The following is an 11,776-nucleotide window of genomic DNA, read 5'->3' on the forward strand; positions in this document are numbered from 1 at the left end:
TCCCGTATCAAGTGCCATACAAGACACTTTAGTACGGGATTGACATCTTTCAATGAATTTCTAACTCAGAACACTAGGAGAGGAGCAACGCACGTTGAGTGATACTGAGAACGAGAAGCCCGATTGCCGCGGCCCAACTGCCCGCGACGCGCACGGCAATGGCGATCCAGGTGGGTCGTAGCCGCAGCAGGAACGAGGTCGCCGCAACCGTGTAGGCGATCAGGATGAAGCTCGCGAACACCATGCCCGCTATGAAAACGCCTGGGCGGATTTGACCCACGATGGCTGATCCGTTTGCGTACCCATGGGTCAGGCCAAACCCGACCGATAGAATCAAGATCAGCCATGACGGCAGCGTCAAGGCAGCCGCAAGGAGGGAACCCAGCAATACGGCTGAGACCACGTTGAGCAGGAGAACGCCACGCAGATCCGGAACTGAAAGGGCAGTGCACGCGCCGGCCGCCATGGCGGCCGGAAATGCCCAAAGCACGAATTCACATCGTTTCAGGCCGTTCTGCCCCGCCAGCGCGCCGAGTACCAGCATGGGCAATACATGTTCCGGCGACGTCAACGGATGTAGCATCCCGGCGTAAAAGTCGCCCGCGCCCTGGTACACCGCGTGTGCTTCGGCTGATGCAAGCAACATCAGCGCACTCAGACCGGCAGCGGCTTGCCGGACCACCCGGTGCAATGTGCGCATGCGTCACGCTCCCCGAATCGCATACGTGAGGAAATAGACACCGCAGCCGGAGATGAGGGCCCCGCCTGCCCGCAGTGCATAGCCGCCCGCCTTCCAGCGATTGACTGTGCCGGTCAGGATGCCGAGTGCATGAAGTGTGCCGGTGGCCGCGACGAAGCCGATCGCGTAGGTCATTGGGTTCGCGGACCCGGGCAGTTCCGCCCCGTGTGCGTGTCCATGGCAGATGGCGAACAGGGCAACCAGCAGACCCGCAATCCAGAGCGGCGGCGTCAACGCAAGTGCCACCGCCGCACCGAGCGCCAGTGCCGATAGCGCAATGCCGACCTCGATCCCCGGAATCGGGACGCCCAGGCCGCCGAGAACAGCGCCGAAGGCCATGACGATCGGGAACGTGACCGGCAGCACCCAAATCGCCGGCCTCCCCAGCTGGGCACCCCACAATCCAACTGCAACCATCGCGACGACATGATCCAGGCCGGAAATCGGGTGTCTGAAACCGGCGAGCAGGCCGCCGGATATGTCGCCTTGGCCGATATGCGCGAATGCGATGAGCGGAAAAAGACACCCATACCCGAATACAAGTCCCGCGTGGATCGCGCGTCGCATTCCGAAAGTCATGATGTTCCTGTCGAGGTGTCTGCACCCGTCTGACACCGGACTGAGTACGCATCGGAGCTGGCTTTTCCAGGCTTCGTCAAGTCATCTGCAGGGGCGTCATCCGTCGACTATCCGGCGTTCCCCAACACTATAGGTCGCCTGCAGCGAGTCGCCAACGGCGTTGGTGCGCGGATCGGAGTCCGGGAAGGCTGTGAGGCAAACTTCCGGCTTGCCAGCACCTGCCGGAATTCAATGCCGAACAAACGCAACGCTGCGCGCCGGCACCGCATGCCGACGATATCGTTCGGGGTGACGATCTGGCGTGTTTCCGTAGCTTTGTCGACGGAAGGGCGTAGAGGCGAGCGTGAGCGCGATGTGAGGCGACGCTACGCTGTACATCAACAAGAACTACATTGCAACGGACGGCGCGTGTCAGCCTTAACTTGCCGGAGGTGGCGGTGGCGGGAAGCCTCGGGGCGGCGGTGCATAGGGCCGTGTGCCCGGCGCGATCATCATGCGTCCGCGGACCGGAATGCGATCACCGGCGGCATACATGCACTGGAGGTACGCATAGTCGTAGCGGCGCTGCACGTCGTAGGCCGAGCCTTGCGCGGCGCCCGCGCCAAACGCGCTCCCGACAAGCAGGCCGGCACCGGCGCCCACGGCCGCGCCGGAGCCTCCGTTGAACGCCGCACCCGCAGCCGCGCCGAGTGCCGTTCCAACGGCGGCGCTGCCCACCGCGCTTGCGGTTGCCGCCTGGTTGGCTGACACTCCGCCCACCTGTTCGAACGCAAATTGCCGGCACGAGGCGTCGTCCGCGCGGAACTGATCAAACGTTTTTCCGGTACCGGGCAACGCCATCACGCTCGGGGCAGTCGGCAGGACGGAGCACGCGCTGACCCAGGTCAGCGCGGCGATCAGGGCAAGCCTTGAATAGTTCATGTCGCTTTGAAAATCCGTTTGATCGTCAACGGGACGGTGCTGGCTGTGGCGACACTTCACGCCACCCGCCAGGGCACTGGTTCACGTACGGGTAATAGGCCCTGGACGCTTCGCAGTAATACCAGGATCCGCTCGACTGACCCGGTCCGGCTGACGGTTGCCCCTGTTCGACGTAGTTTGTCGGAGCAGCCGGCACGACGACGACGGGCTGGTAGTAGTACGGGAGCGGAGCGACCGGATAGTAGAAAGGAACGCCCATTCCGACAAAGACGCGGACGCGCGCGGCATCTGCTGACCCGCATGCGCACGCTGCGGCAACGACCGACAGCGTGACGCAAATTTTCAGGCGCTTCACGACGAACTCCTCACAGGACGTTTTTCTCCATCAACTTGACGCCGACATCGTCTCCGGCTAACAGCGACCGGCAGTACCGCTGAACCCCTTGCCGGCTTGCGTTGTTCACTCTTCAGTGGCGCCCTCGCTCTATCCCGGATGCAAAGTGCGAACAGGAAACGTTGAATTAGTGCCGTCGCATTCCACCGAACCCGCGCATGCCACCGCCGGGGAATGGTGTGCGGTGAAAGCCTCCTCCCATTGGCGCACCGAAGCGGTTATGGCCCATCTGATGAAAATGGCCGAAACGATCGAAACGATGGAAACGATGGAAACGATCGACAAAGATAAAGCTCGCTCCTGCGCCGACGAAAAACGGGGGCCCCCAATACCAGGGGTCGGGATACGGGTAGGCCGCGACCGGATACCACAACACGCTATCAACCGGGCTTTGCACGATCTGCCATGTTCCGTCACTTTGCAGGCATGCACGTCCAACGATCTGCTGCGTCGTGCCGTCGATTTGTGCCTGCCCGACGACCGCCCGACAATTGGTGACGTCGGCCAATACAGGTAGATCATCATATGTTTGCGCGAGTGCAGGCGCAGAAAAGGCGAGACAGACGAGTAATGTCCCAAAAGGAAGTAATTTGTCCATGATGGGGTCCCGAAATGGATCCCCGACGTTTCGACGCGCCGCTTCACCGGCGTCACCCAGCACATCGGTTTGCTTGCGCAAATTCACGCCGCGGTGGTAGAGGCTTGCCGCTCGGGGCGTGATTGCCTGATGGGTAAACGATGGAATACACCGGGTTATTCCAGGGCGTGAAGGAGTCAGTCGATCGCCGAGGCGATCACCATGCGATTCCACAGTCTGCGTGCCCGGATCGCGGTTGTCGTCATGCTATTGATGCTGGCAGCGCAGGGGGCTGCATACATCGTCATCTGCTCGGTCATCCGTTCGAATGCCCGCAGCAATTCTGAGGAGCAGCTCTCGGTCGCTGAGCGCGTGTTCAGGCAGGTACTGCGGAGCAAACGGGTTACATCAAGGCGATCTCGCACTGGGTCGCCGAGAAAGCGATCCAGCAATGCGCGGCATGGCATGCGAAAGGGATCGAAACTTCCGCTTCGGCATAAGGCCGCTCCCCTGTATCTGTCGACGACACGCGCTGGCGTCGACGTCACCGCAAATCGTCAAGATCCGGCGACATCTGTTTCTTCGTGTTTGCGCCAGGAGCACGGCCGGATGCATCGCCCTCTGGCAACGATGCCTTCAGCACATCGAGATGAAAAACCACAGCCTCGCCGATCCTCACAATGCAGGCATCCCTCTGCTTCGGGACGTGGCCGCTTTCCGGGGTAGCACCGCTGCCTTCGATCGCCTGCGCCACCCTGTTCACACTGCATCCGCCAGCATCGACTGACGACAGTCCGCCGCGGCGCACCGGCACGCGTACTGCGCCCGAACGTCTTCATCCAGCGGATCGTCCGTGGCGAGCAGATATTCAATAAACAGTTCTTCACCGGCCTCGATCGGCCGGAGCGTGTGGATGAAAACGCGACCGGCGTCTTCGATGGTCTCGCAGTTTGGCGCGCAGGCGTGGTTCAGCCATCGTGCGCTACTGCCGCCGCGGCTGCCGTCGATCACGCGCCCGTCTGACAGGCCAAAAAGAAACGTATGCCCGGCGACGCCTTCACGCCGATGCCGGCGCACTGCTTCCCGCCACGCCGTGACTTCACCCTTGTACTCGAGCACGCGTTCGCCCGCTGCGAGCGGCCGCATCGCGAACACACCCTTCCCATGAACTGACGACCGCCGGACGATCACGCGCCGCATACTGCTCCCCTGAGACTGATACCCGCACCAGTATAAAAGCGGCCAATTTCCGCATTCACTGCGACGTGATGCGTGACTCGTCGCAGCTCAGCGGGGCCGGTCGTCATATTGAAGCTGGAGAGCCGGAGTGTCCCGCGGTGCACCCAACCCTGGCGGCGACATTTCCGCAAATCTCGACACCCGACTGTCCGCGGCCGGCGGCTGTCGCTGCGGTCAGGCCCCGTTCACGGCATCCTTGAACGCCTTGCCCGCCGTGAACTTGACAGTCTTCGCGGCCGGGATCTGGATTTCGGCGCCGGTCGCCGGATTGCGGCCGACCCGCGCGGCGCGCGCGCCCGTCGAAAACGACCCGAAGCCGATCAGCTGCACGGTGTCGCCTTTTTTGACGGCCGCCGTGACCGCGCCGATGAACGCATCGATCGCCTCGCCCGTTGCCGCCTTGCTCGCGCCCGTCGTCGCGGCGACCGCATCCACCAGTTCCTGCTTGTTCATTATCGATTCCGCGTTGTGGTTGGGATGTCGCCACCCTACCCGATGCCCGCGCCTTCACGCAATCACCGCCTGCAGGCAGACCGGTTCCGCGACGACCGGCTCAACGGCAGGTGCATTGACTGCACCACGCGCCGTCCGGGGCGGCCGGACGCGCGCGAACACGCTTGATCGGCTGCGAATTTATCGGGGACACGGTCCATTTCTGCGACTCGTTCCCGCAGACGAAATGCAGGCAGAAGCATTTCCCCTGGCCCCGCGGGCAACGCCTATCACGGGTGAAGGTCAACGCTCGCTGGAAGACTGAGGCGGCCTGCGGCGACGCCTGGACAACGCGACGCATTCCGCATCTCTGCCTCAGGCGCGGGTCTGCAGTGGGACACCCTCGACGAAGACATCAGTGTCGCCGGATTACTTCGCGGCCAGATGGATGCGACTGTCCGGTGAATCGTCTTTCGCCGTTCGAGCAGACTTTGTTGTCTGCTAACGCGTCGGTAGCGATTGGTGCAGACTTTTTTGTGCGCCCATGCCGGGCGCACAAAAAAAAGGCGTCACGTTGCCGTGACGCCTTAAAAGTTCTAGCCATTCCGAGGGCCGTGCTAGAACCTGAGAGACGGTATTTCGAAAGTTTTGCCCGGCGACGCGGGCGTGAACAGCGCGGACAACTGGCAAATTCCATGTGAACAGCAGCGCAGACCAAGTTTGGTTCAAAAACTTCAAATTCTCGAACACCAAACCGTCTTTCGAAATGAGATTCCATTTTTTATGGTTATGCTGACTAAGTCAAGCAAAATCTGGCGAGTCTTCATTCGTTTCGGCAAAATATTCCGATACAATGAATCTTCAGAAGAAAAATGGACTACATGCCCCACCAAGGGTCCGTCGGAAGAACATTGCCGGACGGTCGCCATCAGCATGTGAACAGATAAATTGAAATATAGTTCCAAAAAAACGAGATGACCCAACCCACGCCTTCCCGGACTGCTGCTGACCTCCCCAGAGAGAAAGAGGGCTCGGGAGACGAAGTTACCGCGCTGGCACGCGGCTTGACCGTGCTGCGCTCGATCGCCTCGGCCGACGCGCCGCTCAGCAATCGCGATCTGACCGAACTCACCGGCATTCCGAAGCCGACCGTCTCGCGGATCACGGCCACGCTGGTCGGCGCGGGTTTCCTGTTCCGCCTGCCGGACAGCGAACGTTTCGTGCTGACCTCGTCCGTTCTGGAACTGAGCAACGGTTTTCTGCGCAATTTCGACATCCGGGCCCGCGCGCGGCCGTTCCTGATCGAACTTGCCGAACGCACCGCCCTGTCCGTGCATCTGGCCGTGCGCGACCGCCTCGACATGGTGGTGATCGACGCAATCCGGCCGCGTTCGGCGGTGCTGGTGTCGCGCCTCGAAATCGGCTCGCGGATGAATCTGAGCCGCACCGCCATCGGCCGCGCCTATCTCGCGACGCTCGGCGAACCGGAACGGGAAAAGCTGCTGATCGGCTTGCAGGCCGCCGAAGGCGACGACTGGGGGCCTACCAGCAACCGGCTCGTCAGCGCACTGCAAGAAACCGCCGAACAAGGCTTCGCCATCGCGACAGGCGAATGGTACGACGGCCTGAATGCGATCGCGGCGGGTTTCATCGGACCGTCGGGCGAACGCTATGCGGTCAACTGCGGCGGTTCAGCGGACCAGTGTCCGCGCGACTGGCTGGTATCGCGCGCGGCGCCGGCGCTGCTCGAATGCATCTCGAAAATCACGCTCGAAATCGGCGGCACGCCTGGGCGCCGTCTCGATAACTAAACCGCGCCGAAGCGTCCCCCGTCAACGCCGGGTGCATCCTGTAACCTTCGTAATCAAAAGAAAAATACACGGGTGGACTGTTACCGAGCGTGCGACGTACGATCATGCTTTCCCGTTGCGGGGCGCTGCCGGGATTGCCGTTATGAAGTGTGCGCGCGGCTCGCTTGCAGCTGCGTCCGGCACGGCGCCTTGCTGGCATCGTTGCCGCGCATCGTCGCGGTGCACCGCGCTGTGCACCGCGCTGTGCACCGAATTCGCTGCGGCAATCCGGCTCACAGCACAGCTCCATAACGGCCCAGCCGACCTGTCATGATGGCGCACTGCATTAACATCTTTGTCCCGCGCCTCGGGTAGCATCGCGCTGAACAAGCGCGGCGCCCCGCTGCCGAAACCGCCTGTTACGCCGAGTGCGTGCCGAGCCGCCGAACTGTCGAGGCGGCCCCTCGCGCAGCGGCTCACATCCAAGCCAGCCACCTGACCGAACCGATGGACGAACTACAAAAGCATTCGGAAACCTCACGCCCTGCCGCTCCGGCTTCAAAGCCGGGTTCACAGCCGGCTGCACAACCGGCCGCACAACCGGGCTCGCAACCGTCCACCCCCGGCACGCAGGCAGGCGGTCCCGCGAACGCGCCAGGCGAGGTGCGGCGGCATCGCGGCCGCAACATCGCCTTGATCGTCGCGGCGCTGGTGATCCTCGGGTTCGTGCTGTGGCGCTGGCATCCTTGGGGCGGACCGGCCGGCGGCGCCAGCGCGGCTGCCGGTGCGAGCGGCGCAAGCGGCGCCCGCCCGGGCCGCGGCGGTCCCGGCGGCATGGCCAACATGCCGCAACCGGTCCATGTCGCAAGCGCCACGCAAGGCGAAATGCCGGTCGTGCTGACCGCGCTCGGCACGGTCACGCCGCTCGCCAACGTGACGGTGCTGCCGCAGTTGAGCGGCGTGCTGCAGGACGTGTATTTCAAGGAAGGTCAAATGGTCCAGAAGGGCGATGTGCTCGCGCAGATCGACCCGCGTCCGTATCAGATCTCGCTCGACAACGCGCAAGGCACGCTGGCGCGCGACGAGGCGCTGCTGCAAACCGCCCGCCTCGACCTGAAGCGCTATCAGACGCTGCTCGCGCAAGACTCGATCGCGAGCCAGCAGGTCGATACGCAGGCCTCGCTCGTCAGACAGTACGAAGGCACGGTGAAATCCGACCGGGCCAACATCGACACCTTCAAGCTCGACCTCGTCTACGCGCGCATCACCGCGCCGGTGTCGGGGCGCGTCGGTCTGCGCCAGGTCGATCCGGGCAACTACGTGACGCCGAGCCTGACCAACGGCATCGTCGTGATCACGCAGTTGCAGCCGATCAGCGTGATCTTCACGACCTCCGAAGACAACCTCCAGCAGATTCTCCAGCAGACCCAAACCGGCGCGAAGCTTTCGGTCACCGCGTATGACCGCAGCAATACCACGTCGCTCGAAAGTGGCACGCTCGAAACGCTCGACAACCAGATCGACACCACCACCGGCACGGTCAAGCTGCGCGCGATCTTCCAGAACACGAAGAGCCTGCTGTACCCAAATCAGTTCGTCAACACGCGCCTGCTGGTGAATACGATCAAGGACGCGGTGATCGTGCCGACAACGGCCGTGCTGAACGGCTCGATGGGCCAGTTCGTGTACATCGTGAAGCCGGACAACTCCGTCACGGTGCGGCCGGTCAAGATCGGTCCGGTCGACGGTGAACGCACCAGCATCAAATCCGGCCTGCAAGTCGGCGAGCGTGTGGTGATCGACGGTTCGGACCGGCTGCGCGAAGGCGCGAAGATCACGATTCCGGCCGACAAGCCGAGCGCCGCCTCGGGTGCCCGTGGCGCGAGCGGCGCGGCCGCAGCGTCGGGCGCATCCGGCGCACGCGGACATCACGGCAAACACCCGGCGCAAGCCTCGCAATAAAGGCATGGCAATTACCGCATGAATCCCTCCCGCGCCTTTATTCTGCGTCCCGTCGGCACCGCCCTGCTGATGGCGGCGATCATGCTGGTCGGTCTCGTCGCGTTGCGCTTCCTGCCGCTGTCCGCGCTGCCCGAGGTCGACTACCCGACGATCCAGGTGCAGACCTTCTATCCGGGCGCGAGCCCGGACGTGATGACGTCCTCCGTCACCGCGCCGCTCGAACGGCAGTTCGGGCAGATGCCGTCGTTGAATCAGATGTCGTCGCAAAGCTCGGCCGGCTCCTCGATCATCACGCTGCAGTTCAGCCTCGATCTGCCGCTCGACATCGCCGAGCAGGAAGTCCAGGCGGCGATCAACGCAGCCGGCAACCTGCTGCCGTCCGATCTGCCCGCGCCGCCGATCTACGCCAAGGTCAATCCGGCCGACGCGCCGATCCTCTCGCTCGCGATCACGTCGAAAACGCTGCCGCTCACGCAGGTGCAGGATCTCGCCGACACGCGCCTCGCGCAGAAGATTTCGCAGGTGGCGGGCGTGGGTCTGGTGAGCCTGTCGGGCGGTCAGCGCCCGGCCGTGCGGATTCAGGCGAACCCGCGCGCGCTCGCCGCCTATGGACTGAATCTCGACGATCTGCGCACCACGATTTCGAACCTGAACGTCAACACGCCGAAGGGCAACTTCGACGGCCCCACGCGTAACTACACGATCAACGCGAACGATCAGCTGACCGACGCCGACGCATACAGGAGCGCGGTGGTCGCCTACAAGAACGGCCGCGCGGTGATGCTGACGGACGTCGCCACCATCGTGCAAGGCGCGGAGAACACCAAGCTCGGCGCGTGGGTCAACAACACGCCGGCGATCATCCTGAACGTGCAGCGCCAGCCGGGCGCGAACGTGATCCAGCTGGTGGACAGCATCAAGACGCTCCTGCCGCAGTTGCAACAGGCGCTGCCCGCCGCGCTCGACGTCCAGATCGTCACCGACCGCACCACCACGATCCGCGCATCGGTGCGCGACGTGCAGTTCGAACTGCTGATGTCCGTGGTGCTGGTGGTGCTGGTGATGTACCTGTTCCTCGCCAACATCTACGCCACGATCATCCCGAGCCTGTCGGTGCCGCTGTCGCTGATCGGCACGCTCGCCGTGATGTACCTGTGCGGCTTCTCGCTCGACAATCTGTCGCTGATGGCGTTGACCATCGCGACCGGTTTCGTGGTCGACGACGCGATCGTGATGATCGAGAACATCGCGCGTTATGTCGAAGAAGGCGACTCGGCATTGGAGGCCGCGCTGAAAGGCTCGAAACAGATCGGCTTCACGATCATTTCGCTGACGGTTTCGCTGATCGCCGTGCTGATTCCGCTGCTGTTCATGGGCGACGTGGTCGGGCGCCTGTTCCACGAATTCGCGATCACGCTGGCGGTGACGATCGTGATCTCGGCGATCGTTTCGCTGACGCTCGTGCCGATGATGTGCGCGAAACTCCTGCGCCACACGCCGCCGCCCGAAAGCCACCGCTTCGAAGCGAAGGCGCATGCGTTCGTCGACTACGTGATCGCCCGTTATGCCGTCGCGCTCACGTGGGTGCTGAACCGGCAACGCTCGACGCTGTTCGTCGCGGTGCTGACGCTGGTGCTGACCGGCGTGCTGTATGTCTTCATTCCGAAGGGCTTTTTCCCGGTGCAGGATACCGGCGTGATCCAGGCGATCACGCAGGCGCCGCAGTCGGTGTCGTATGCGTCGATGGCCGAGCGGCAGCAGGAACTCGCCGCGCAGATCCTGAAGAACCCGGACGTCGACAGCCTGACCTCGTTCATCGGCGTGGACGGCAGCAATATCACGCTGAACAGCGGCCGCATGCTGATCAACCTGAAGCCGCGCGACGACCGCAAGAACACCGCGAGCGAAGTGATCCGCCAGTTGCAGCAGGACGTCGCGCATATTCCCGGCGCGTCGCTGTATATGCAGCCGGTGCAGGATCTGACGATCGACTCGACAGTCAGCCCGACACAGTACCAGTTCATGCTGACCGATCCGAACATCGGCGAATTCACCACGTGGGTGCCGAAGCTGGTCGAGCGGTTGAAGCAGGCGCCGGAACTGGCGGACGTGGCCACCGACTTGCAGGACAACGGCCAGTCGGTCTACATCGAGATCGACCGCGCCACCGCGTCGCGTTACGGCATCACGCCCGCCACCGTCGACAACGCGCTGTACGACGCGTTCGGCCAGCGCATCATCTCGACCATCTTCACGCAGTCGAACCAGTACCGCGTGATTCTGGAAGCGCAGCCGCAGGTCCAGCACTACACCGAATCGCTGAATGCGATCTATCTGCCCTCTTCCACGTCGTCGGGCGGCCAGGTGCCGCTGTCGGCCATCGCGCGCTTCGTCGAGAAGCCCGCGCCGCTGCTGGTCACGCACCTGAGCCAATTCCCCGCCACCACCGTCTCGTTCAATCTCGCGCCCGGTTCGTCGCTCGGCGCGGCCGTAAAAGCGATCGCCCAGGCGGAGAAAGATATCGGCTTGCCGGCTTCGTTCCAGACGCGCTTCCAGGGCGCGGCGCTGGCGTTCCAGGCGTCGCTGTCGAACGAACTGTTCCTGATTCTGGCGGCGATCGTCACGATGTATATCGTGCTCGGCGTGCTGTACGAGAGCTTCATCCACCCGATCACGATTCTGTCGACGCTGCCGTCGGCCGGGGTCGGCGCATTGCTCGCGCTGGTGATGACGGGGCATGATCTCGACATCATCGGCATCATCGGCATCGTGCTGCTGATCGGTATCGTGAAGAAGAACGCGATCATGATGATCGACTTCGCGCTCTACGCCGAGCGCGAGGAAGGCAAGGCGCCGCGCGAGGCGATCTATCAGGCGTGTCTGCTGCGCTTCCGGCCGATTCTGATGACCACGCTCGCCGCGCTGCTTGGCGCGCTGCCGCTGATGCTCGGCACCGGCGCCGGCTCCGAATTGCGCCGGCCGCTCGGTATTGCGATTGCCGGCGGCCTGGTCGTCAGCCAGTTGCTGACGCTGTTCACAACGCCGGTGATCTATCTCGCATTCGACTCGCTCGCCCGCCGCGCGCGCGAGCGCTTCAATCGCGGCAGGCCTACGCCGCCCGCCACCGATGCAGGGAACTGACC

General features: G+C 63.3%; 10 protein-coding genes and 1 pseudogene. 4 read left to right on the top strand and 7 right to left on the bottom strand.

All coding sequences use genetic code 11. The annotated features are described in order from the left end of the window. Positions 1–73: 73 nt before the first annotated feature. The 7 genes and pseudogenes from AC3WLT_RS20685 to AC3WLT_RS20715 form a co-directional block, all read right to left on the bottom strand. Positions 74–700 (bottom strand): HupE/UreJ family protein, encoded by a 627-nt coding sequence (locus tag AC3WLT_RS20685; RefSeq protein WP_492593550.1) that lies wholly within the window; start codon positions 698–700, stop codon positions 74–76. Positions 701–703: 3 nt separating this feature from the next. Then, positions 704–1,318 (bottom strand): HupE/UreJ family protein, encoded by a 615-nt coding sequence (locus AC3WLT_RS20690; protein ID WP_492593551.1) that lies wholly within the window; start codon positions 1,316–1,318, stop codon positions 704–706. 417 nt (positions 1,319–1,735) lie between these two features. After that, a complete protein-coding gene (locus tag AC3WLT_RS20695; protein ID WP_492593552.1) occupies positions 1,736–2,239 on the bottom strand; it encodes a hypothetical protein in 504 nt (167 codons plus the stop codon). Between the two features lie 521 nt (positions 2,240–2,760). After that, the gene (locus tag AC3WLT_RS20700) at positions 2,761–3,231 is read right to left on the bottom strand and encodes a hypothetical protein (RefSeq protein WP_492593553.1); all 471 of its coding nucleotides are present in this window, start codon (positions 3,229–3,231) and stop codon (positions 2,761–2,763) included. A gap of 523 nt (positions 3,232–3,754) precedes the next feature. Continuing rightward, on the bottom strand, positions 3,755–3,973 hold the full coding sequence (locus tag AC3WLT_RS20705) for a hypothetical protein (RefSeq protein ID WP_492593554.1): 219 nt from the start codon (positions 3,971–3,973) through the stop codon (positions 3,755–3,757). Continuing rightward, the gene (locus AC3WLT_RS20710; protein WP_492593555.1) at positions 3,970–4,410 is read right to left on the bottom strand and encodes an SET domain-containing protein; all 441 of its coding nucleotides are present in this window, start codon (positions 4,408–4,410) and stop codon (positions 3,970–3,972) included. Before AC3WLT_RS20710 ends, AC3WLT_RS20705 begins: the two co-directional genes overlap by 4 nt. A 213-nt stretch (positions 4,411–4,623) precedes the next feature. After that, a pseudogene (locus AC3WLT_RS20715) lies at positions 4,624–4,911 on the bottom strand (HU family DNA-binding protein); the annotation flags it as partial. A 291-nt stretch (positions 4,912–5,202) separates the two neighbouring features. Here AC3WLT_RS20715 and AC3WLT_RS20720 point away from each other — a divergent pair. The 4 genes from AC3WLT_RS20720 (at position 5,203) to AC3WLT_RS20735 (ending at position 11,774) form a co-directional block, all read left to right on the top strand. Then, positions 5,203–5,346: a DUF2442 domain-containing protein gene (locus AC3WLT_RS20720; protein ID WP_492593628.1), complete on the top strand. Its 144-nt coding sequence runs from the start codon at positions 5,203–5,205 to the stop codon at positions 5,344–5,346. A 509-nt stretch (positions 5,347–5,855) separates the two neighbouring features. Next, entirely contained in the window at positions 5,856–6,692 is an 837-nt protein-coding gene (locus AC3WLT_RS20725) for an IclR family transcriptional regulator (protein WP_492593556.1), read from the top strand. 486 nt (positions 6,693–7,178) lie between these two features. Next, positions 7,179–8,633 (top strand): MdtA/MuxA family multidrug efflux RND transporter periplasmic adaptor subunit, encoded by a 1,455-nt coding sequence (locus tag AC3WLT_RS20730; protein WP_492593557.1) that lies wholly within the window; start codon positions 7,179–7,181, stop codon positions 8,631–8,633. An 18-nt stretch (positions 8,634–8,651) separates the two neighbouring features. Further along, positions 8,652–11,774 (top strand): MdtB/MuxB family multidrug efflux RND transporter permease subunit, encoded by a 3,123-nt coding sequence (locus AC3WLT_RS20735; RefSeq protein ID WP_492593558.1) that lies wholly within the window; start codon positions 8,652–8,654, stop codon positions 11,772–11,774. Positions 11,775–11,776: the final 2 nt, after the last annotated feature.

Source organism: Paraburkholderia sp. FW306-2-2C-D06C, from assembly GCF_058781505.1.